17 protein-coding genes are annotated in these 21,594 nt (G+C 69.8%); 2 read left to right on the top strand and 15 right to left on the bottom strand.

The annotated features are described in order from the left end of the window. Window position 1 precedes the first annotated feature (1 nt). The 11 genes from GVY41_RS06810 to GVY41_RS06760 all read right to left on the bottom strand — a co-directional run bounded on the left by GVY41_RS06810 (window position 2) and on the right by GVY41_RS06760 (window position 12,611). On the bottom strand, window positions 2-697 hold the full coding sequence (locus tag GVY41_RS06810; RefSeq protein ID WP_161344136.1) for an ABC transporter ATP-binding protein: 696 nt from the start codon (window positions 695-697) through the stop codon (window positions 2-4). After that, window positions 698-1,408 (bottom strand): ABC transporter ATP-binding protein, encoded by a 711-nt coding sequence (locus tag GVY41_RS06805; protein WP_161344138.1) that lies wholly within the window; start codon window positions 1,406-1,408, stop codon window positions 698-700. Continuing rightward, window positions 1,396-2,343 (bottom strand): branched-chain amino acid ABC transporter permease, encoded by a 948-nt coding sequence (locus GVY41_RS06800; protein ID WP_161344140.1) that lies wholly within the window; start codon window positions 2,341-2,343, stop codon window positions 1,396-1,398. Before GVY41_RS06800 ends, GVY41_RS06805 begins: the two co-directional genes overlap by 13 nt. Then, on the bottom strand, window positions 2,340-3,188 hold the full coding sequence (locus tag GVY41_RS06795; RefSeq protein ID WP_161344143.1) for a branched-chain amino acid ABC transporter permease: 849 nt from the start codon (window positions 3,186-3,188) through the stop codon (window positions 2,340-2,342). Before GVY41_RS06795 ends, GVY41_RS06800 begins: the two co-directional genes overlap by 4 nt. Window positions 3,189-3,356: 168 nt before the next feature. Continuing rightward, window positions 3,357-4,643, bottom strand: a complete 1,287-nt coding sequence (locus GVY41_RS06790; RefSeq protein ID WP_161344145.1) for an ABC transporter substrate-binding protein — start codon at window positions 4,641-4,643, stop codon at window positions 3,357-3,359. Window positions 4,644-4,772: 129 nt separating this feature from the next. Beyond that, window positions 4,773-6,149 carry a hypothetical protein gene (locus GVY41_RS06785; RefSeq protein WP_161344147.1) on the bottom strand — a complete coding sequence of 459 codons (1,377 nt, stop codon included), beginning with the start codon at window positions 6,147-6,149 and terminating at the stop codon, window positions 4,773-4,775. Then, window positions 6,149-6,730, bottom strand: coding sequence for an amino acid synthesis family protein (locus tag GVY41_RS06780; protein ID WP_161344148.1), 582 nt, complete (start codon window positions 6,728-6,730; stop codon window positions 6,149-6,151). The genes GVY41_RS06785 and GVY41_RS06780 overlap by 1 nt, the downstream gene beginning before the upstream one ends. Then, complete coding sequence (locus GVY41_RS06775) at window positions 6,717-7,571, bottom strand: UPF0280 family protein (protein WP_161344149.1); 855 nt, start codon at window positions 7,569-7,571, stop codon at window positions 6,717-6,719. The genes GVY41_RS06780 and GVY41_RS06775 overlap by 14 nt, the downstream gene beginning before the upstream one ends. Further along, window positions 7,568-8,965, bottom strand: a complete 1,398-nt coding sequence (locus GVY41_RS06770; protein ID WP_229725968.1) for a 6-hydroxynicotinate reductase — start codon at window positions 8,963-8,965, stop codon at window positions 7,568-7,570. The genes GVY41_RS06775 and GVY41_RS06770 overlap by 4 nt, the downstream gene beginning before the upstream one ends. A 41-nt stretch (window positions 8,966-9,006) precedes the next feature. Further along, window positions 9,007-11,754 carry a molybdopterin-dependent oxidoreductase gene (locus tag GVY41_RS06765; RefSeq protein ID WP_161344153.1) on the bottom strand — a complete coding sequence of 916 codons (2,748 nt, stop codon included), beginning with the start codon at window positions 11,752-11,754 and terminating at the stop codon, window positions 9,007-9,009. Next, window positions 11,751-12,611, bottom strand: a complete 861-nt coding sequence (locus tag GVY41_RS06760) for an FAD binding domain-containing protein (protein WP_161344155.1) — start codon at window positions 12,609-12,611, stop codon at window positions 11,751-11,753. The genes GVY41_RS06765 and GVY41_RS06760 overlap by 4 nt, the downstream gene beginning before the upstream one ends. Before the next feature lie 114 nt (window positions 12,612-12,725). On the opposite strand from GVY41_RS06760, the gene GVY41_RS06755 reads away from it, so the two are divergent. Continuing rightward, the gene (locus tag GVY41_RS06755; protein ID WP_229725946.1) at window positions 12,726-13,169 is read left to right on the top strand and encodes a MarR family winged helix-turn-helix transcriptional regulator; all 444 of its coding nucleotides are present in this window, start codon (window positions 12,726-12,728) and stop codon (window positions 13,167-13,169) included. Between the two features lie 3 nt (window positions 13,170-13,172). Here the strand turns inward: GVY41_RS06755 and GVY41_RS06750 are convergent, their stop codons facing one another. Then, entirely contained in the window at window positions 13,173-13,997 is an 825-nt protein-coding gene (locus GVY41_RS06750; protein ID WP_161344157.1) for a VOC family protein, read from the bottom strand. 171 nt (window positions 13,998-14,168) lie between these two features. On the opposite strand from GVY41_RS06750, the gene GVY41_RS06745 reads away from it, so the two are divergent. After that, window positions 14,169-14,918 (top strand): type 1 glutamine amidotransferase, encoded by a 750-nt coding sequence (locus tag GVY41_RS06745; RefSeq protein ID WP_161344159.1) that lies wholly within the window; start codon window positions 14,169-14,171, stop codon window positions 14,916-14,918. Here the strand turns inward: GVY41_RS06745 and GVY41_RS06740 are convergent. From GVY41_RS06740 to GVY41_RS06730, 3 genes are read right to left on the bottom strand one after another with little or no spacing between them, the layout of a single operon-like run. Then, the gene (locus GVY41_RS06740) at window positions 14,902-15,780 is read right to left on the bottom strand and encodes a transglutaminase family protein (protein WP_161344161.1); all 879 of its coding nucleotides are present in this window, start codon (window positions 15,778-15,780) and stop codon (window positions 14,902-14,904) included. The two genes, GVY41_RS06745 and GVY41_RS06740, sit on opposite strands and share 17 nt — an antisense overlap. A 42-nt stretch (window positions 15,781-15,822) precedes the next feature. Further along, complete coding sequence (locus GVY41_RS06735; RefSeq protein ID WP_161344163.1) at window positions 15,823-18,225, bottom strand: circularly permuted type 2 ATP-grasp protein; 2,403 nt, start codon at window positions 18,223-18,225, stop codon at window positions 15,823-15,825. A 2-nt stretch (window positions 18,226-18,227) separates the two neighbouring features. After that, window positions 18,228-21,554 (bottom strand): transglutaminase family protein, encoded by a 3,327-nt coding sequence (locus GVY41_RS06730; RefSeq protein WP_161344165.1) that lies wholly within the window; start codon window positions 21,552-21,554, stop codon window positions 18,228-18,230. Window positions 21,555-21,594 lie beyond the last annotated feature (40 nt).

Raw genomic sequence — 21,594 nt, 5'->3', positions numbered from 1 at the left:
CTCAGATCCCCACGTATTTCAGGAATTCGGGCGAATTATGCGTCATCCCCGCCGCCGGAACCACCTCGGCGACGCGGCCATGATCGACGAAGGCCACACGGTCCGCCACCGACAGCACCGCATCGACGCGCTGTTCCACCAGCACCGTTGCCACGCCCGTGGCCTTCAGTGCCACCACCGTCTCGCGGATCAGCGCGATCATCGAGGGTTGCAGCCCCTCGGTGGGCTCGTCCAGCAGCAGCACCTTGGGCTCGATGCACAGCGCCCGGGCGATGGCGAGCATCTGCTGCTCGCCGCCCGACAGGGTGCGCGAGACCTGGCCCATTCGTTCGCGGAGGCGTGGGAACAGGTCGAGCACCCGGTCCCGCGTGGCGGGACCGTGACGGCGGGTCATCAGCCCGATCTCGATATTCTCGGCCACCGTCAGATCGCCAAACAGGCGGCGGCCCTGCGGGACATAGCCGATCCCCAGCCGCGGCACCTCATGCGCGGGCAGGCCGCTGACGCGTGTGCCGTCCAGCGTGATCTCACCGGCATTGGCGGGCACCAGCCCCATGATCGCCTTCATCAGCGTGGATTTTCCGGCGCCGTTGCGGCCCATGACGCAGAGCACCTCGCCCGGCGCTGCCTGCAGGGTCAGCCCCCGCAGCACCGTCACCGCGCCGTAGCCGGCCTCGAGTTCGCGCACCTTCAGCATTCAGCCCCCCAGATAGGCGGTTTGCACCGCCGGGTTGGCGCGGATCTCGTCCGGCGTGCCGGTCGCCAGCACCTGCCCGAAGTTCAGCACGGTGATCCGCTGCGCAAGGTCCATCACCACATCCATGTTGTGCTCGATCAGCAGCACGGTCATCTCCGGCACCACGCCGCGCACCAGATCCTTGAAGGCGTCGATCTCGGAGTTCGCAAGGCCCTGTGTCGGCTCGTCGAGGATCAAGAGGCGCGGGCGCAGGGCGAGGCCCATAGCCACCTCCAGCAGGCGCTGATGACCATAGGACAGCTCTCCCGCCAGCATGTCGGCGCGGCTGGCGAGGCCGACGCGGTCGAGTGCGGCCATGGACTCGGCCGCAAGATTGCCCGCCCCCCGCGACTGGACGGCGAGCGCGATGTTGTCGAGCACGGTCAGCCGGGCATAGATCGCGGTGATCTGGAAGGTATAGGCGATGCCGGCACGGACGCGCTGGTGAGCCGGCATCTTCGTGATGTCCTGCCCGGCAAAGCGGATGCTGCCCGACTGCACCGGCACCCGGCCGCAAAGCAGGCTGACGAAGGTGGTCTTGCCGGCGCCATTGGGGCCGATCAGGGCGTGAATCTCTCCCTGCGCCAGATCGAAATCCACCCCATCGACGGCGCGGAGGCCGCCAAAATGGCGGGTCAGGGCGCGGGCTTCCAGCAAGGCTACGGCAGCCATTTCAGCCCCCTGTCCCGCAGCGCGCCCAGGATGCCCTTGGGCGCGAACAGCACCAGCACCAGCAGCGCAACGCCCACCACCAGCAGATGCGCGGTGGTGATGCCGCTGGCGAGGTCGATCAGGTAGAACATCAGCACCGCGCCGAGGAACGGCCCCAGCACGGTGCCCGCCCCGCCGAGGAGCACATACAGCAGCGGCAGGATCGAATACTGGATCGAGGCGAAGCTGGCCCCGACATAGCCGAACAGCAAGCCATAGGCCGCCCCGGCAGCCCCGGCATAGATGCCCGACACCACCAGTGCCGCCAGCTTGATGCGGAAGGGATCGTAGCCCAGCATCCGGCTGCGTTCCTCATTCTCGCGCATCGCCACCATGACGCGGCCGAAGGGAGAGCGGACCAGCGCCAGCTTGACCAGCAGCGCGGCAGCGAACAGGGCGAAGGCGGCGAAGTAGCGGATGATGTCTTGCGACAGGTCGAACCCCAGCAGCACCCGCGCGGCGCGGTCGATGACGATGCCTTCCTCGCCGCGGGTGTAGGGGGTGTAGTAGAGGATGGTCAGGTAGCCGGCCTGGGCGAACATCAGCGTGACGATCATGAAGGACACGCCCGCGGTGCGCAGCGCCAGCAGGCCCACGGCCAGCGCCATCGCCCCGCCCGCGGCGATGCCCGCGACCAGCGCCGCGCCCGCGCCCCAGCCGGCCAGCGCCACCAGCATCCCCATGCCGTAGAGCCCCGCCCCGAAGAACAGCGCGTGGCCGAGGCTGAGGAGGCCGGTGTAGCCGAAGGCGATGTTGAACCCCATCGCATAGACCGCCAGCACCATGATCCGGGCAAGGTTGCCGGCGTGATAGGCGGGCAGCACGAACTGCGCCGCCAGCAGCGCCGCCAGCACCCCCAGATGCAGGGCCCAGACCTTTGTCGCGGTGCCGGTCATGCCGCGCGCCTTCCCATCAGGCCCTGCGGGCGGAACACCAGCACCAGCGCAACGAACAGCGTGGCAAGGATCTTGGCCAGCGTCGGCGAGAAGAAGACCGAGATCACCCCATCCGACAGCCCGATCAGCAGCGCCGCGACCAGCGTGCCGCGCAAGGAGCCAAGGCCGCCGATGATCACCACGATGAAGGACAGCAGCAGCGGATCATGCCCCATCAGGTAATGCGCCTGCTGGATCGGCACGATCAGCACCGCCGCCACCGCCGCCAGCCCCGCGCCAAGCGCGAAGACCCCGGCATAGACCCGGTCGACATTGATGCCGAAGGCGCGGGCGGTTTCCCGGTCGATCTGGGTGGCGCGCATCACGAGGCCGATCTTCGTTCGGGCCAGCAGCAGCCAGACCCCCGCCAAGATCACAGCCGCCGCAGCGATCACCGCCAGCTTGTACCCCGAATAGCCGAACCACGGGAATTGCACCCGCAGGGTGAAGGGTGCCTCCACCGGGCGGGCATCGGGGCCATAAAGGCTCAGCGCCGCCTGTTGCAGGATATACAGCAGGCCGATGGTGGCGACGATGGTGGCGTCGGGGTCGTAGTTCAGCCGTTTCAGCACCAGCGTATCGGCCAGCGCGGCGACGCTTGCCACCAGCAGCGGGCACAGCACCAGCGCGGCGATGAAGCCCACCGCCGGCGGGCCGGGTATCCAGGTGGTCACGAACCAGGCGGCGACGGCGCCGAGCATGAAGAACTCGCCATGCGCGACGTTCACCACGCGCATCACGCCGAAGACCAGCGCGAGGCCGACGGCGGTCAGCGCCAGCACCGCCGACATAACTAGCCCCTCCATCAGACTCAGTAAGAGCGAAGGGCCTTTGTCCTGAAGGAACTCAAAGATCGTCGAAATTCTGAAGTCCTCCGTTGAAGGTCGACAAGTCCCGTGGAGCTCAGCGGCCGGCTGACGCGCAACAGTCGGATACCGCCCACGTCACCGCGGGCGGGAACCAAAGCTTACGCCTTAGAACGACATCGACGTGTAATCGGCCTCGTCGGGATACATCCCGTCTTCGGGCGATGTGGTATGCACCTTGACCAGCTTGCCGCCCTCGACCTTCGAGATGTATTGCAACCCGAACACCTGATGGGTCTTGCCGTTGAAGGTCTTCGCGCCCTGCGGATGCTCGATGCCATAGGGCATGTCGGTCATCGCCTCGATCGCCTCGACCAGCTTCTGCCGGTCCGCCGGGCCCTGATAGCCCGCCGCCTCCATCCCCGCCTTCAGGATGAACAGCGTCTCCCAGACCGAGAACATGTGGGCGTAGGTGGACACGTCCTTGGCATCGGCCAGCGAGGCGCCGGTGTCATCCACCCCGACCGCTGCGCGATAGGTCGCCTCATGCTCGCCAGCATCCTCTTGCAGGTAGCGGCAATGCCCTTCCCAGAAATGCGTGCCCTCCAGGAATTCCAGCCCCGGCGAGGCGATGTTCACCGCCTCCAGCGAGTCGATGAAGCCGAAGATCTGCGGGCGGTCGCCCGAGCCATAGAACTCGCCCAGTTCCTTGACGAAGGTCAGCACGGCGGGGCCGACCATGACGTGATAGATCACTTCGGTGTCGGACGGGATCCGCGGCAGGTAGCGGGTGAAGCTGGTCTCGGTCGGCGGGATGGCGATCTGCTCGATCACCTCGCCGCCCGCCGCCTGGATGGCCGGCACGAAGGCGTCGCGGTGGTCATGGCCGAAGGCATAGTCCGGGAAGATCATCGTGACCTTCTTGCCGAGCGTCGAGGAAATCCACGGCGCCATCGCCTGCACCTGCGACTTCACGTCGGTGATGCCGGGCTGCAGCGTCCAGCGGTTCATCTTGCCCGAGGCGACGTGGTGGCCTTCGGAGCACACCAGATAGGGCATCTTCAGCTCACCCGCCCGCGGTGCGGTGCCGACGACGACATGGCTGAACAGCGCGCCGAACACCGCGTCGCAATTCGACTGGCTGGCGAATTTCTCCATCACCTCGGCGCCGCGCTTGGGGTCGGTGCCGTCATCCTCGAACAGGATCTCCACGGGCCGGCCATTGATGCCGCCAGCCTCGTTCACCAGCGTCAGCGCGGCCTGCGCTGTGCGCTCATACCAGCGGCCATAGGCGGCGCCGATGCCGGTGCGGTGCAGCTGGAAGCCCAGCTTGATGGGCGCCGCGCTTTGGGCGCTGGCAAAGCGGGCCGGCAGTGCCAGCGCCGCGCCCGAGGCCGCAAGCCCGCCAAGCACCGTGCGGCGCGACGGGGTCAATCCGATCAGTCTGGAAGTCATGGGAAGATCTCCGCTGTTGGGGGCTTGGCCCTGGTCTTGCGCGCCGGGCCTTGGGAAAAGAATGTGAGTGTGCAAATGAAAAGTCCACGCATTTCTGCACGCCTCGCAGGTCATCAGACCGCCTGTTTATCAGGCTCCGGTCGGGGTCGAAAGCAGCCAAAGGCCAAGCACCGTGTAAAGCACCATCAGCACGGTGACCGGAAGGTGAGACCAGCCGGACAGACGCTCGGTATCGTCCGACAGCCGCATCGACAGCACCACCGCCAGCACATGCGCGCCAAGGATCACCGCGAATTGCACCGCCCAGATGGCGTGGACCCAGGCCGCATCCGACAGGAAACCGAACGACACCCAATGCTCGGGCAGGCCCAGAAGCGCCCAGTCCCGGTGCAGGGGATCGTTCAGCGCCGCCAGCACGTATTGCCCCTGTGTCAGCAGCGCGATGAAATAATGCGCGACATGGTAGCCCGCGGCAATCGGCAGGAAGGACAGCAGCACCGGCCCCGCCAGCGCGCCGAACCTTGCGAGGGGCGCGCCCGCAAGCCGCAGCCCAAGCGCCAGCGCGGCAAGGATCGTCGCCCCGGTCAGCGCCCAGAGCGCCAGCAGGCCCGCGGTATTGACCCCGGTCACCGCAGAGCGGCCGGGGAATTCCAGCGGGTTGATGCCGATCCGCGCCAGCCACCAGAAGCTTTCCGACAGCCCGTCGAAGGTGACGCCGGCCAGCACCAGCGTCACGAAGGCGATGGCGGTCGGCGGCAGCGGCGTCATCCGCAGCACCTGCGCCCCGGGCAGGCCGGCGAAGCGTCGCACCGTGTCGCCATGGGTCTCATGCCAGAGCGGGGCGATTTTCGAGACGAAGCCGAAATAGACGGTGAAGGCCTCGCCCCTCTCCAGCCAGTCCTCGCCCTCGGCCACGGCCAGCACGAAGACCACCAGCCAGTAGCCCGCCACGACGCGGGCCAGAACCGCGGGGTCGGCGGGGCTCAGCGACACGATCTCGAACCAGGCGAAGGCGAGGTAGAACAGCACCGCGGGAAGGTAGCCGAGCCGGGCGAGGCCGATGCCGCCGGTCCGCCCCAGCAGGCGGCGGGCGCTGCGCACCGGGCCAGTCCAGGGGTCGATGCCGCGCCACAGGTCGCCGACGATCACGCAGGCCAGCGTCAGCGCCACCCACATCACCGTCCAGACCATCAGAGGCAGCGGGTTCGCCATCGGATCGCGGCTGCCAAGGAGGCCGGTGACGACCAGCGCCGCCCAGACCAGCGCGGCGATCCAGCTGACGACGGGCCGCGGCACGATCACCCGCCGCTGCCACAACTGCCGCGCCGTGAACGCCGGCAGCCGCCCCATCAGCGCCAGCACCCCCGTCAGCGCCACCGCCACGGCGGCGCCGAGAATATACCAGCCGGTCGGCAACGTCAGGATCACCATCCGTTCCGACGCATGGGCCAGCGCGGCGCCCGGCAGCAGCGCCAGCGCGCCAGCAAGCGCGGCGGCCTGCCGCATCAGCGCAGCCCGTCCGTTCCGGTGACCTGCCAGACCTCGAGCCCGCCCATCCGCGAATGCACCCGCCCGCCGCGGGCCATCGCCAGCACGAACACGATCTCATCGGCGCGGGGGCCGTCGGGCATCGACACGGTGAAGGCATCGAAATGGCTACGGACATAGGCGGCGTTGATATGCCCCAGGGGCACGTCCAGCGTCGCCCCCATCGCGCCCACCTTCATCGCCGAGGGCACGATGGCGCGCGATTCGCCCAACAGCTCGCGCATCGCATAGCCGCCGGGCACATGCCACAGCGCGCCATGTTCGGTCTCGCCGCCGGAGCCGACCAGCGCGCCCTTGCCATAGCCGTCGATGCCCTCGGGTCCGTCCAGCGCCGCGATCAGACGGCGGCTCATCGCCAGGCCGAGGGGTTTGAGATCCTCCATCGCCGGTTGCAGGTCCGGCTCATGGCGCCCGGCAAAGGGGTTGCGCACCAGCGCCAGCATCGCAGCGCGGCGGTGCGGCTGTTCAGGCGCGGGGCCGCCGTCATGGTGGATGTCTTCCACGATCAGGGCGGTCTTGCGGATGTCAAACTGGGGCAAGGCGGGGCTCCACGGGTTGTTGCAGCAAGGGGCCAGTGACTTGCGCGGCACCCTGCAGGAAAAGCGCCGCCCCGGCAATCAGCCCGCGCGCCTGCAGGCTGCGCGCGAAGGTCGCGCCGCGGCCCAGGGCATTTGCGATGTCGTCCGGCGACAGCGGGGCGACGGCGCAAGTGACAAGCCGTGCGCCAAGGTCGCTATCATGGCTGATCTCGCAGGCCGGGCGGCGGGTGATGCCGGCGTGCCCGGGCAGGTCCACGGCATTGGCGATCATCGTGGCGGCGGCATCGGCGGCGGCGGCAGTCTGGGCAAGCACCGTCACCGCATCGGCGATGCCGAGCGACAGCGAGCGCCCGCCCCGGCCCGAGGTGGCGATGCCGCGCACCGGGTCGGCGAAGGCGATGCGCACCCGGTCCGGCGCGCCGGGCCGCGCGGCGATGGCGGCGGTCAGCGTCTGCCCCGGCGCCAGCCACAGCGCGATGTCGCCGCCGTTGTTCACATAGGCGCGGGTCAGCCCGCCCCCCGCCACCAGCGCCGCGCAGACCGCATCGGCCACCGCCCCCGCCACGGCGGCCATCGGGGTGACGAACTCCGGCCGGAACGGGCCCACCGCCGCCGCCATCGCCTGCGCCACGCGGCCCCGCAGCGGGCCGGGCGCCTCGCTGCGCAGGGCCGGGAGTTCAGCCACCAGCGCCGGCAGCATCCCCTCGAACCGGGCGGTGGCGCGGGCATGGGCGGCGCGCACAACCTCTGGCGGGCCGAACGCCTCCACGATCAGGTCGATGGGCCCGTGTTGCAGATGCAGGCGGCCATCCGGCAGCAGGGCCGATTGCGCGCCGATCATTCCGCCGCCCCCGGCCATGGCTCCAGCCGCGCGGCGGTCACATACTCGCCGCCCTCGACCCCGATCCCCGCCAGCGGACGGATCGCCCCGCCATGCCCGCCAAGCGCCAGATAGGCGGCGCGCGGCAGGGTGAACTCCAACGGGGCCACCAAGGCGGGGGTCGGGACATAGCCGAAAGCCCCCCGTGGCAGCCGCGTCACATCGACCATGAAGGTGATGCCGCCGCCGGGCCAGAGGAACACCCCCGCCCCGCCCACCGTCAGCCGCGTCTCGCCCGCCTGCACCGACCGCGTCAGCCGCACCGGGTTGCGCGTGACCCCGGCGCGCAGGCTGCCCCCGGCCCCGCCGACGAACAGCACGGTGCACAGCGAGGGTTCGCAATTCTCGTCGATCAGCGCGACGGAGGGACGCAGCGCCTCGGGCATCGGCTGCGGCACCGGCTGCAGCGCCTCGTCCAGCACATAGTACGCGCAATCCTCTCCGGTGGTGGAGACCATCAGCAGCCGCAACCCCGGCCGCGCGCCCTTCTTGGCGTTCCACGGGCCAAGGATCGCCAAGGGATCGGTCAGCCGCGTGCCGCCCCATCCCAGCCCCGGCTCCGACACCCGGAAATACCGCCCCGGAGTCGAACGCTGGCCGAGGATCTTGATGCCGGTCTCGGGCCAGCCGATGACCTTGCCCGCCTGATGCTCTGATACGACGCCGGTGATGTGGTCATCGACCACCACCACCTCATCCACCAGCCCCAGCCACTGATCGGCGAACATGCCGATGGTGGCCGACCCGCAGCCGACGCGCATCCGCCGTTCCGGCACGCCATCGACAATTGGTGCGCACCCGGCCTGCACCACGACGCTCGACCCGCCCTCGATGGTCAGCTCCACCGGCTCGCGGTTGCACAGCGCCAGCAGCGCGGCGCAGGTGGCGCGGCCCTCGGCCTTGGAATGCCCGGTCAGGTGGCTGACCCCGCCAAGCGACAGCATCTGGCTGCCATACTCCGCCGTGGTCACATGGCCCACCGCCTCGCCCCCCGCCCGCACCACGGCGCCTTCGGTTCCCAAATGGCGGTCGGTGTCGATCTTCACCTTGACGCCGCAATAGGAGAAGATCGCCTCGGTCACCACCGTCACCATGTCGGCGCCGTCGATCCGCGAGGAGACGATGAAGGGCGCGGGCTTGTAGTCGGGATAGGTGGTGCCCGAGCCGATGCCGGTGACGAAGGCATCCCCGGGCAGCATCCCGTCCTGCCACTCCGAGCCCGCGAAGGGCACCACCGCCCCGCCCGCCGCCACGCTGCGCGACAGCAGCGTGACCGGATCGGTGCGCAGGATGCGGCCCCCGACATTGCCGTAACGGTCGCAGGCGCCGGTCTGGCCGGGGGCGATGTAGCACATCACCGGGCAGGCATCGCAGCGGATCTTGGCGGAGGCCTCGGTCACGGGGCGCCCTTCGCAAGGATCGCGGCGCGCAGGCGGTGCGGCAGCAGCGGCACGCGGGTGATGGTGACCCCCGTCGCATGGCGCACCGCGTTCAGGATCGCCGGTGCGGTCGGGATCAGCACATGCTCGCCAAGCCCCTTGGCGCCGAAGGGCCCCTCCGGGTCCGCCCGCTCGATCAGCAGGCTTTCGATTGGGGGCACGTCGCCGATGGTGGGGATCAGGTAGTCATGCAGGTTCTCGGTGCGGCCGGGGATATACTCCTCCATCAGCGCAAGGCCGATGCCCTGCGCGATGCCGCCCTCGGTCTGGCCCTCGGCGAGGGTGGGGTTGATGACGCGGCCCAGGTCATGCGCGGCGGTGATCTTCAGCAGGCGCACGGTGCCAAGCTCGGTGTCCACCTCCAGCTCCACCATCTGCGCGCCATAGCCATAGACGGCATAGGGCGTGCCCTGCCCGTCAGCATCCAGCGGCGCGGTGGGCGGGTCATAGGTCTCCTCGGCCATCAGCGCATAGCCGTGGGGATTGGGGGGCAAAGCGGCAAGGTCGACGCGGTGCGAGGTTTCGCCCTCCACCACCACCGCCGCCGCCTCCAGCCGCAGGCTGGCCGCGCCGTTCAGCCCGGCCAGCCGCAGGATCTGCGCCCGCAGGGCCGCCCCCGCCGCTTGCGCCGCCCGGCCCGACACATAGGTCTGGCGCGAGGCAGAGGTCTTGCCGGCATCGGGCGTCAGGAAGGTATCGGGGCCGACCAGCGTGAAGGCCTCCACCGGCAGACCGAGCGCATCGGCGCAGATCTGGGTGATGACGGTATTGGCGCCCTGCCCGATATCCATGGCTCCCTGATGCAGCACCAGCGTCCCCTCGGGCGTCAGTCCCAGCCGGATGGTGGAGGGGTTGGGCAGCGAGGTATTGCCGCAGCCATACCAGCACGAGGCGACACCCACCCCCCGGCGCAGATGGCCCGGCGCGGCATTGGCGGCAGCCGCCTCGGCCAAGGCGCGGGTCCAGTGCGGGGCCAGCGCGGTCAGGCAGTCATGGATGCCGGTGCCATGCAGCACCTGCCCCGTGGCGGTCGCATCGCCCTCCACGAAGGCATTGCGCAGGCGGAACTCCAGCCGGTCGATCCCCGCCAAGTCCGCCAGCTGGTCATAGAGCGTCTCTTGCGCCAGCGCCGCCTGCGGCACGCCAAAGCCGCGGAAGGCGCCGCCGCTGGGGCCGTGGGTGTGGATGGCGCGGGCGCGGGCCAACACGGCCGGGGTGCGGTAGGGGCCGGTGGCATGGACCGGCACCCGGTTCGCCACAGTCGGCCCCCAGCTGGCATAGGCGCCGGTATCGAACAGGCCATCGAAGCTCAGGGCGGTGACATGGCCGTCCGCATCGCAGCCGATCTGCGCGGTGATCCTGGCCGGGTGGCGCTTGGTGGTGGAGGTCATGCTTTCGGCGCGGGTATAGACCATCCGCGCCGGCCGCCCTGTCTTCAGCACCGCCAGCCCAAGGAGGGGCTGCAGCGAGACATCGAGCTTCGATCCGAAGCCGCCGCCCACCGCCGTGGGCAAGACCCGCACCCGCTCCGGCGGCAGGCCGAGGATGGCGGCGGTCTCATCACGGTCCATCACCGGGGCCTGGGTGCAGGCGCGGATGCACAGCACCTCGCCCTCCATCCAGGCGGAACCCGCTTCAGGTTCGATATAGGCGTGTTCGACGAAGGCGGTTTCCATGCTGCCCTGCACCACATGCGTGGAGGCGGCGAGGGCCGCGGCGGCATCCCCGCGGCGCACACGCCCGGTGATAAGGTGGTTGCCGGGGCGGCCTTGGTGGACCAGTTGCGCGCCCTCCGCCTCGGCCTCGGCCGGGTCCAGCAGATACGGCAGCGGCTGCCAAGTCACGGGGAAATCGGTCAGATCCGGCTCCGCCCCCGGCTCGAACGCAACCAGCGCCACCGCCTCGCCGCGCAGCCTCGCCGTGCCCTCGGCCAGCGCCGGCTGGTCGGCAAAGGCCGGGATCACGCCAAAGCGGTTGCGGCCGGGAATGTCGGCGGCGGTGAAGATCGCGGCCACACCCGGGCGGGCAGCCTTCCACGCCGAAATATCGCCAAAGTGAAAGCCGGCGTGAAAGTGCGGCGAGCGGACCGCCTTCAGCAGCAGCGCGCCCTCGGGCCATTCGTCGGCCCCGAAACGGTCCGCACCCGTCACCTTCGGGACCCCGTCCAGCCGCCGAACCCGGGCGCCCACGGCAGCGCCGGGCGCAAGCGGGGCCTCCGGCACATCCTCGCGCCAGGCATCGCAGACGGCGGCGAGGATCTTGCGGTAACCGGTGCAGCGGCAGAGCACCCCGCCAAGCGCCACCTCTGCCTCCGCCTCGGTCGGGCGGGGCTTTTTGGCCAGCAGTGCGGCGGCGGCGGTCAGCATTCCGGGCGTGCAGATCCCGCATTGCGCCGCGCCGTGGCGCAGGAAGGCCGATTGCAGGCGCGAGAGCGTCCCCGCCTCGCCCGGCGCATCGGCCAGCCCCTCGACCGTGGTCACCCGGGCGCCCGCCAGCCGCCCCACCGGCATCAGGCAGGCACAGACCGCCGCGCCATCGGCGATCACCGTGCAAGCCCCGCAATCGCCCGCATCGCAGCCGGATTTGGTGCCGCGCAGCCCCGCCTCCTCGCGCAGGAAATCCGACAGCCGGCGCGCGGGATCGCCGGTAGCGGCAATCGCCCGGCCGTTGACGGTGAGGGTGGCGAAGCGGCCGGGCTGGTTCATGCGGGTTCCTCCACCGGCAGCGCTTGCGTGACTGCCCGGCGGAGCAGCACGCAGGCGGCCTCGAGGCGGTAGTCCGCGGTGCCGCGGATGTCGGCGATGGGCGAGAGGGCGGCGGCGACCTCCGCTTCAGTGATCCGCGCGGCCACCTCGGACAGCGGCGCACCGACCAGCGCCGCCTCCACCGCTGGCAGGCGGCGGGCGACGGCGCTGCAGGCGCCCACGGCCAAGGCGGCTTCGACCACCTGCCCCCGCTCGGCCACGATCCGCACGGCGACCATGGCAATCGAGATCACCAGATAGGCCCGCGCCCCGAGCTTGACGAACGCCGACCTGCCCGCCAGCGCCGCCGCGGGGATATGCACCGCTGTCAGCAGCTCATCCGCGGCAAGCGCCGTCTTCCGCACCCCCAGCACGAACCGCTCCAGCGGCAGGCGCCGGACCCCGCGCACCGAGGCCAGCTCCACCTCCGCCCCCAGCACAAGCAGCGGCGGCACTCCGTCGGCGGCAGGCGAGGCATTACAGAGGTTGCCGCCGAGGGTCCCGGCATTCTGGATCTGCCGCCCGCCGACCAGACGCGCCGCCTGTTGCAGCGCCACCAGCGCCGGTGGCAGGTCCGCCTCGGCCAGCGCCGTCCATGTCGTGCCGGCGCCGATGCGCAGACCGTCCGGCCCCGCCGTGATCCCCGCCAACCCGTCCAGCGCAGTGATGTCCAGCAGCGGCCCCGCCAGCCGTTGCGCCTGAGTCGCGGGGTAAAGGTCGGTGCCGCCCGCCAGCACGGTGCGGGGGCCGGCAGCCAGCAGCGCCAGCGCCTCGGGCAGCGCGGTGGGGCGGGCGTAGTCGCTGGTCGCTTCCGTCATGGCCGGCCCGGTCCCTTTGGGTGGAAGGCGTGCTGCGCAGGGGGCAATTCGTATGTATAGAAACAAGATTGCGGCGCGCTTCGGCCCCTGTCAACAACCTTGCGTGGCGCGGGCGTGGCCTGTATCCCCGAGCCCGTGGAAAGCCCGGAAAAAACCTATGTGCTGGAAGATCAGGTGGGATTCGTGCTGCGCCGCGCGAACCAGCGGCACCTTGCGATCTTTGCCGAGGCGATCCCGGGGCTGACCACGACGCAATTTACCGTGCTGGTGCGCCTGCACGAGCTGGGGCCGCTGTCGCAGAACCACCTCGGCCGGGTCACGGCGATGGACGGCGCCACCATCAAGGGCGTGGTGGACCGGCTGGCGCGGCAGGGTCTGGTCGCCACAGCCCCCGACCCGGGCGACCGCCGCCGCCTGACCGTGAGCCTGACAGAGGCCGGTGCCGCCGCCTTTGCCGCCACCCGCGACACGGCGCTGGAGGTGTCGCGCCGCACGCTGGCGCCGCTGACCCCGGCGGAACAGGCGCGGTTCATGGACCTGCTGAGCAAGCTGGCCTGAGCGCTACTTCGCCTCGACGGTGATCGCGGTGCCCCAGGGGTCTTGCAGTGCCACAGGCCCGTCCGGGACCACCCCTGCCCGCACGGCAATCGCCGCCAGCTCTGCCGGATCGGCCCGCAACACCACCTCGGCAAGCCCTGCCGTGCCCGGCGCGCGGCGCCCTGCCCCGCGGCTGTTCCAGATATTGGTACCGACATGGTGGTGATAGCCGCCCGCCCCGAAGAAGTTCGCGCCCCGGTAGCGGACCGTCAGGGCCATCCCCAGAGTCTCGCCATAGAACCCCTCGGCCGCGTCCAGCGCGCCGACCTGCAGGTGAACGTGGCCGACCACCGAGCCCTCCGGGATGCCGGCCCACCGGCTGCCCCCGGCCGCCGCCAGCACCCCCGCATGATCCATCGGATCGCTGGCCATCTGCAGGCCGCCCGCCGACATCGGCCACTCGGCGCGGGGGCGGTCGACATAGACCTCGATGCCGTTGCCCTCGGGGTCGGCCAGATAGACCGCCTCGCTGACCAGATGGTCCGAGGCGCCCTGCAGCCGCAGGCCGCTTTCGGCGGCATGGGCGAGCCAGCGGCCCAGATCGGCGCGTGCGGGCAGCAGGAAGGCGGTGTGGAACAGCCCGGCCTCACGCGGCGAGGAAACGCGGGCGGCGGGGTCGCGGCGGAGTTCCAGCAGGGTTCGGTCGCCGGTGCCTAGCCGGACAATCTCGCCGTCCTGCGAGAGGGGGTCGAGCCCGAGGGCGCGTTGATAGAACGCGGCCACGGCGTCCAGATCGCGCACGGTCAGCGCGACATGGCCGATCTCGAGGGGGGCATCACTGGTGGCCATCTCGGCTCTCCCAAATCATCAATTGCTTCGAGGATAACAATGGGGGCCGGTGCTGCGGTTTGAAATTGCACATTCGGGACCATGCTATAGCGCATTTCGGCAGACTCGGGGGGGCGGCTTGACAGCGCGTGCCGCGGCGGGGCCAATCGGCGGATCAAGGGTGAGGGACCGATGCGGATCTGCATATTGGAAACCGACCGGCCGGATGCCGGGTTTGCGGCGCAGCACGGGACTTATGCAGACATGTTCCGCGATTGGCTGGCCCCGGCGATGCCCGAGGCGGTGTTCACCGTGCATGACGTGACGGCGCCGGGCCCCCTCCCCGATCCCGCCGGGCATGACGGCTTCCTGGTGACCGGATCGCGGGCCGGGGTCTATGACCGGCTGGCCTGGATGGGGCCGCTGGTGGCCTTGCTGCACGACCTGCGCGACCGGCAGGTGCCGGTGACGGGCGTCTGCTTCGGCCATCAGATCATGGCGGCGGCCTATGGCGGGCAAGTGGAAAAATCGGCTGCGGGCTGGGTGATCGGCCGGCACGATCACCGCCCCACCCCGGCTGGCGCGGCGCTGTGGGGGGCGGAGCCCTTCGCCAGCATCTCGTTCCATCAGGATCAGGTGGTGGCGCCGCCGCCGGGGGCAGAGGTGTTGGCGGCCAACGCGCTGTCCCCCTATGGCGGGCTGGCCTACCCGTTCCCGGCACTGTCGGTGCAGTTCCACCCGGAGTTCCTGCCGGCGCATGTCACGGATACCTTCGACGGCCCCGATGGCAGCATGGTGCCGCCCGCCATTGCCGCCGAGGCGCGCGCCTCACTCCCGGGCGCGCTCGACGGCCCCCGCATCGCCGCGGGATTCGCACGGTTCTACCGCAGCCAAGCACGAGCCCGGTTCAGACAAGCGGCCCCTCTCACCCAAGCGGGATGACATCGACGCTGTGGCCGCTGGCGCTGCGGCCGGCGGTGCGCAGCACGCCCTTGACCGGGGCCACGTCGTCATAGTCGCGGCCCACGGCCACCACGATATGGTCGCTGCCCACCATCAGGTCATTGGTCGGGTCGAACTCCACCCAGCCGCCCTCGACCCCGCACCAGGCGCGCACCCAGGCGTGCATGGCGTCGGCGCCCGCCAGCCGCTCCTCGCCCTTGGGCGGGCTGGTGCGCAGGTAGCCGCTGACATAGCCGGCGGGGATGCCGATGCCGCGCAGGCAGGCGATCATGATATGGCTGAAATCCTGGCACACGCCGTGGCGCGCGGCGAAGGCCTCGGACGGGTCGGTATCGACAGTGGTGGCCTTGGCGTCGAAGCGCATGTCGCGGTAGAGCGCGCCGCCAAGCGCCTGCACCACGGCCAGCGTGGTTTCACCCTTGGCCAGATGATCGCGGGCATAGGCGGTCATCGCCGCAGAGGGGCGCACCCGCTCGGACGGGCCCAGGAAGTGATGCGGCGCGGTGGGGCCGAGATCGTCGAAATCATACAGCTCTTGGGCCAGCCGCTTCAGCGGCGGCGACAGGTCCAGCGAGGGCGCCTGCGCGATGCGCTCCACCCGTGCCTGAATGCGGAAGCTGGCGCTGCGGGTCGCCTCGCGGAAGGCCACCTCCGTCACCGGATTGCCGAAGAAATCCAGCCGGTCGATGCGTTCCGCCGCGGCAGGCGCGGTGGTCAGCGCCCCCGCGATCAGCTTCTGCGCGCCCGGCACGGTGACCGGCAGCAGCCGCAACAGGGTGCGGCCAAGGCCCGAGGGCTGGTTATAGGCATAGTCGATGCTGGCGGTGATATCGTAGAGCATGGGGGCCGCCTTGAATCCTCGCGGAGAGGTCCGCGCGCCTTCTTAGCCGAAAAATGTGTCGGCGATCAGCCCCGAAAGTCCGGCCGTGGCACCGCGCAGTTTCAGCAGCCCGTCGGTGGTCAGCTCATCTGGCGACAGCACCGCGAGCCCGGTATGCAGCTCCAGCACCCGGCGCGGAAGTTGCGGCATCGGGCCGGCGGCGTCGCTGCCCGGCAGCTTGGCGATCTGGTTGCGGATCTCGCCCAGCTGGAAGAACACCGCGCGGGGGTTGCGGTCATCCAGCGCCAGCAGGTCGATCACCGTGGCGCGGTTGGTGGCGACGGTGTAGCGGCGGCGATGGGTCATCAGGCTGTCGCCGACCTCGACCGCCAGATCCAGCGCGCCCTCGGGCGCCTTGGCATCGGCAAAGGTCGCCAGCGTCCAGCACATGGAGTTCGCCCGCTCCAGCGCGCGGCCAAGGGTCAGGAACCGCCAGCCGGTGAAGCGGTACATGTTCTCATGCACCAGCCCCGAGAAGCCGGCGATCTGGCGCAGGAACTGGCCAAGGGCGCGGGCGGTGTCATCCCCCGCCTGGTCCGGCCCCGGCATGGCAGAGGCGGCGGCGGCGAGATCCGACAGCGCCATCCAGCCATCGGTGGAAAAGCGGTCGCGGACCTTGCCGGCGCAGCTGCGGGCATCGTCCACCCGTTCGGCCAGCGCCTCGGCGATCGGCTGCACCGGATCGAAGCCATGCGCCGCGAGGTATTTGCCCAGGCTTTTCAGCAGCGGCCGGTCGGCGGTTCCGCTTTCCGCCAGCCGCAGATGCCAGGCGCGCAGCAGCCGCACCGCCGTTTCCACCCGTTCGACATAGCGGCCAAGCCAGTAGAGGTTGTCCGCCGCCCGGCTTGGCAGCACCCCAAGCTCTGACCGCCGGAAGGTCTCCGGCGCGGCGACGTTGGTATCGGGCTCCACCGGCTTGTCGGACACGATCCAGACATCGGCGACCGACCCGCCGCGCTGCATGGCGATGGCGCTGGCATCCCTGGTGCGCCCGATGCGGGCATAGCCGCCGGGCATCACCTGCCAGCCCTCGGGCGTGCGCACCACGAAGGCGCGCAGGCTCATCGGCAGCGGGCGCAGACGGCCTTCCACATAGGCCGGCGTCGTCGACAGCGTGACCGCCTCTTGCCCCACCAGCGAGGGCCCCTCGGCCTTGATCCAGTCGCTGACGGCGGCATGGGCGCCGGGGCGGAAGGCGCGGCCCTGCACGGTGGCGCCATCCGCCTCGAACGGCAGGCGGTTCGAAAGGGCGGGGCCGATCAGCATCCGGTCCGCATTGGCCAGCACATAGGCGCGTTCCGCCGACTGCCCGCACCACCAGGTGGCGATGTTCGGCAGCTTCAGCCGCTCGCCCATCAGCACCTCGCAGATCCGCGGCAGGAAGGCGAGGAAGGCGCGGGTTTCCAGCAGGCCCGATCCAAGCGCATTGACCATCGCCACCTGCCCGGCGCGCAGCGCGCCGACCATGCCGGGCGTGCCGATGCGCGACGAAGGGTCCAGCTCCAGCGGATCGGCAAAGCGCGCATCGAGCCGCCGCCAGAGCACATCGACAGGCCGCAGGCCCGCGACGGTTCGGACCATCACCGCGCCGTCCTGCACCACCAGATCCTCGCCCTCCAGCAGCATGAAGCCAAGGTAGCGGGCGATATAGGTATGCTCGAAATAGGTGTCGTTCATCGGCCCGGGGCTGAGGATGCCGACGCGGGTGCTCTCATTCTGCCGCAGGCCGTTCATTGCATCGCGGAAGCCGCGGAAGAAGGCGGCGAGGCGGTGGACATTGGCATTCGCAAAGAAGTCGGTGAACACCCGGCTGGTCGCCACCCGGTTTTCCAGCGCGAACCCGGCGCCCGAGGGGGCCTGCGTCCGGTCCCCCAGCACGAACCACGACCCGTCGGGGCTGCGGCCGATCTCGAAGGCCAGGAAATGCAGGAAATGCCCGCCCTTCGGCACCACGCCCACCAACGGGCGCAGCCATTCGGGGTTCTGCGCCACCAGCTGCGCCGGAAGATGCCCGCCCGCCACCAGCTTGTTGGGGCCGTAGAGGTCGGCCGCCACCTTCTCCAGCAGTTCGGCGCGCTGGATCAGGCCGGCGGAAATCTCGTCCCATTCCGCCTCATGCACGATCACCGGAACGTGGCTCAGCGGCCAGGACCGCTCATCCGACCCGCTCTCGGCATAGAGCCGGTAGAACACCCCCGCATCGCGCAGATACTGGTCTCCCCGGGCAAAGCGCGCCGCCACCGTGTCACGGGGCAGCCGCCCCAGATGCTGCACGAAGGGCCGCCAGACCGGGCGCATCTCGCCCTTGGCATCGACCAGTTCGTCCGCGACGCCCGCATAACGCTCGTAGCCGCGCAGAAGCGCGGCCACGGGGTCAGACGGCGGCGTGGCAACGCGGCCTGTCATGGCTAGAGCCCGGCCAACCGGCGCAGGTCCAGCGTCATCGGGAACTCGGGATGCGGCACCTCCTCGGCAGGCCAGTAGCCGGACGGGGTGTGCCCGTTCGGCTCGAACCGCGCCAGACGCCGCGCCTCGGCCTCGTTGCCGTTGACGGGGAAGGTGTCGTAGCTGCGCCCGCCCGGATGCGCGACATGATAGACGCAGCCGCCAAGCGCATGGCCCGACCAGGTGTCGAACACGTCGAAGGTCAGCGGGGCATGAACCGGCACCACCGGATGCATCGCCGCCGCCGGTTGCCAGGCCTTGAAGCGCACGCCCGCCACCGACACGCCCGCCGTTTCGGTGGGCCGCAGCGGCATCTTGCGCCGGTTGCAGGTGACGGTATAGCGCCCGGGGTCTGCCGCAGTCAGCTTGACCTGCATCCGTTCGACCGAACTGTCGGTATAGCGCACGGTGCCGCCGATGGCGCCGGTCTCCCCCAGCACATGCCAGGGCTCCAACGCCTGCCGCAGCTCCAGATGGACGCCCTCATACTCCGCCTCGCCGCAGAACGGGAAGCGGAATTCGGCCTGCGCCTTGAACCATGCCGGGTCCAGATCGAAGCCATGCCGCCGCAGATCGGCCAGCACATCGAGGAAATCGACCCACAGGAAATGCGGCAGCATGAAACGGTCGGCCAGCTGCGTGCCCCAGCGGGTCAGCGTGCCAGAGGCCGGCGCCTCCCAGAACCGGGCGATCAGCGCGCGGATCAGCAGTTGCTGCGCAAGGCTCATCTTGGCGTTCGGCGGCATCTCGAAGCCGCGGAACTCGACCAGACCCAGCCGCCCGGTGGGGCCATCGGGCGAGAACATCTTGTCGATGCAGATCTCGGCCCGGTGGGTGTTGCCGGTGACATCGGTCAGGATGTTGCGCAGCAGCCGGTCCGTCAACCACGGCAGCGGCGGTTGCCCCTGCCACGGCGCGGGGATCTGCGCGAGGGCGATCTCCAGCTCATAAAGCGCATCATGCCGCGCTTCGTCGATCCGCGGGGCCTGGCTGGTCGGGCCGATAAACAGGCCAGAGAAGAGGTAGGACAGCGAGGGGTGCCGGTTCCAGTGCAGGATGAGGCTGCGCAAGAGGTCCGGCCGGCGCAGGAACGGCGAGTCGTTCGGGGTATTGCCTCCCACGACCACATGGTTGCCGCCGCCCGTGCCGGTATGCTTGCCGTCGATCATGAACTTGTCGGCGCCAAGCCGGCTTTGCCGGGCTTCCTCATACACCGCCTCGGTGGTGGCGACGCAATCGCCCCAGTTGTGGGCGGGGTGGATGTTCACCTCGATCACGCCCGGATCTGGTGCAACGCGGATCACGTTCAGGCGCGGATCCTGCGGCGGGGCATAGCCTTCGATATGCACCTTCAGGCCCAGCCGTTTCGCCGCCGCCTCGGCCGCGCGCAACAGGTCGAGGTAATCCTCGATCGACACCACCGGCGGCATGAACACGCACAGCCGCCCGTCGCGGGGTTCCACCGACAGCGCGGTGCGGATGAAGCCGTCCACCTCCGCCACCGGGCTGCCTTGCGAGCCTTGCCAGCCCGGGCCGCTGGGAATGAAGCTCGACATCGGCTGCGAGCGGCGGGTGGGATCGACGGGCGTCACAGGCAGCAGCGGGCCGCGTTCCACCGTCGGGTCCACCGGGTTGATGTAGGGGTATTGCGAGGCCGGAACCCAAGGCAGCGAGTCGAGCGGCAGGCGATAGCCGACCGGGCTGTCGCCGGGAACCAGGAACATATGGCCGCGGCGCAGGCGCCATTTTTCGGTGCGCCAGCGGCGGCCAGACGCCCTGCCCTGCCAGCTCTGGATCGGCAGGATGAAGCCCGAAGGTTCGGTCAGCCCGCGGTCGAACACCGCGGCGATGCGGTGGCGCTCCTCGGCGTCCTTCAGCTTGCTGTTGTCAGGCGTGACGTTCGGCGGCAGGTTCGCCTCCTTCACCAGCCAGGTCGCGGGGTCTTCATAGGCGGGCAGGATGCAATCCTCCTCCACCTCCAGCTCTGCCGCGATCTCGCGCAGGAACTCCTGGGCCTGCAACGGAGTCGCCCCCGCCTGCGCGCCCTCATCGGCGATCAGCTCCGGGTCCTCCCAGACCGGCTGGCCATCGGCCCGCCAGTAGAGCGAGAAGGTCCAGCGCGGCAGGCTCTCCCCGGGATACCACTTGCCCTGCCCGTAATGCAGGAAGCCGCCCGGCGCGAAGCGGTTGCGCAGGCGCCGGATCAGCCGGTCGGCGAACATGCGCTTGGTCGGGCCGACGGCGGCGGTGTTCCACTCGTCCGCCTCGAAATCGTCGATCGACACGAAGGTCGGCTCGCCGCCCATGGTCAGGCGCACATCGCCCGCCGCCAGATGCTCATCGACCTTGCGGCCAAGGGCGTTCAGCGCGTCCCAGCTCTCATCCGAGAACGGCTTGGTGATGCGCGGATGTTCCGCCACCCGCGTCACCTTCATGTCGAAGCCGAACTCCACCTCGGCAAAGCTGGCAAGGCCCGAGATCGGCGCGGCATTGCTGTAATGCGGGGTCGCGGCCAGCGGGATGTGGCTCTCGCCGGTCAGCAGCCCCGAGGTCGGGTCGAGCCCGATCCAGCCCGCGCCCGGCAGGTAGCATTCGACCCAGGCGTGCAGGTCGGTGAAATCGACCTCGGTGCCAGACGGCCCGTCCAGCGCCTTGAGGTCCGGCGCCAGCTGGATCAGGTAGCCCGACACGAACCGGGCGGCGAGCCCCAGATGCCGCAGCGCGTGCACCAGCAGCCAGCTGGAATCGCGGCACGAGGCCAGCGCCTTTTGCAGCGTTTCCTCGGGCGTCTGCACCCCCGGCTCCATGCGGATCACATAGCCGATCTCGCGCGCGACCTTGGCGTTGAGGCCGACGATGAAATCCACCGTGCGAACCCGGTCCCGCGGCACCGAGTCGAGGAAGGATTGCAGCAGCGGGCCGGCAGCGTCGGTCTTGCGGTAGATCGACAGATCCTCGCGCAGGTCTTCGGGATAGTCGAAGGGCCAGGTCTCGGCCGCTTCCTCGACGAAGAAGTCGAACGGGTTGTAGACCGACATGTCGGCCACCAGATCGACCTCGATCTTGAACTCGGTCACCGGCTCGGGAAACACGAAGCGCGACAGCCAGTTGCCATAGGGGTCTTGCTGGTGGTTCACGAAATGCGGCTGCGGGCCGACGCGCAGCGAATGCGAGATCACCCGCGTGCGGCTGTGCGGCGCGGGCCGCAGGCGGATCACCTGCGGGCCGAGGATCACCGGGCGGTCATATTTGTAATGGGTCAGGTGGTAGATGCTGGCCTTGATCGACATGAGATCCCGCAACGCTGTTTCCCGGGCAGGGTTGCACGGA

This window comes from Frigidibacter albus (assembly GCF_009908165.1).
GTDB lineage: Bacteria > Pseudomonadota > Alphaproteobacteria > Rhodobacterales > Rhodobacteraceae > Frigidibacter > Frigidibacter albus.
This window is presented reverse-complemented; position numbering and strand designations above follow the sequence as displayed.

What these genes read in the sequence shown, in the direction of transcription:
- GVY41_RS06810 (WP_161344136.1), bottom strand. Translation starts at nt 697, where the DNA reads ATGCTGAAGGTGCGCGAACTCGAGGCCGGCTACGGCGCGGTGACGGTG.
- GVY41_RS06805 (WP_161344138.1), bottom strand. Translation starts at nt 1,408, where the DNA reads ATGGCTGCCGTAGCCTTGCTGGAAGCCCGCGCCCTGACCCGCCATTTT.
- GVY41_RS06800 (WP_161344140.1), bottom strand. Translation starts at nt 2,343, where the DNA reads ATGACCGGCACCGCGACAAAGGTCTGGGCCCTGCATCTGGGGGTGCTG.
- GVY41_RS06795 (WP_161344143.1), bottom strand. Translation starts at nt 3,188, where the DNA reads ATGGAGGGGCTAGTTATGTCGGCGGTGCTGGCGCTGACCGCCGTCGGC.
- GVY41_RS06790 (WP_161344145.1), bottom strand. Translation starts at nt 4,643, where the DNA reads ATGACTTCCAGACTGATCGGATTGACCCCGTCGCGCCGCACGGTGCTT.
- GVY41_RS06785 (WP_161344147.1), bottom strand. Translation starts at nt 6,149, where the DNA reads ATGCGGCAGGCCGCCGCGCTTGCTGGCGCGCTGGCGCTGCTGCCGGGC.
- GVY41_RS06775 (WP_161344149.1), bottom strand. Translation starts at nt 7,571, where the DNA reads ATGATCGGCGCGCAATCGGCCCTGCTGCCGGATGGCCGCCTGCATCTG.
- GVY41_RS06770 (WP_229725968.1), bottom strand. Translation starts at nt 8,965, where the DNA reads ATGTGCTACATCGCCCCCGGCCAGACCGGCGCCTGCGACCGTTACGGC.
- GVY41_RS06765 (WP_161344153.1), bottom strand. Translation starts at nt 11,754, where the DNA reads ATGAACCAGCCCGGCCGCTTCGCCACCCTCACCGTCAACGGCCGGGCG.
- GVY41_RS06760 (WP_161344155.1), bottom strand. Translation starts at nt 12,611, where the DNA reads ATGACGGAAGCGACCAGCGACTACGCCCGCCCCACCGCGCTGCCCGAG.
- GVY41_RS06750 (WP_161344157.1), bottom strand. Translation starts at nt 13,997, where the DNA reads ATGGCCACCAGTGATGCCCCCCTCGAGATCGGCCATGTCGCGCTGACC.
- GVY41_RS06745 (WP_161344159.1), top strand. Translation starts at nt 14,169, where the DNA reads ATGCGGATCTGCATATTGGAAACCGACCGGCCGGATGCCGGGTTTGCG.
- GVY41_RS06740 (WP_161344161.1), bottom strand. Translation starts at nt 15,780, where the DNA reads ATGCTCTACGATATCACCGCCAGCATCGACTATGCCTATAACCAGCCC.
- GVY41_RS06735 (WP_161344163.1), bottom strand. Translation starts at nt 18,225, where the DNA reads ATGACAGGCCGCGTTGCCACGCCGCCGTCTGACCCCGTGGCCGCGCTT.
- GVY41_RS06730 (WP_161344165.1), bottom strand. Translation starts at nt 21,554, where the DNA reads ATGTCGATCAAGGCCAGCATCTACCACCTGACCCATTACAAATATGAC.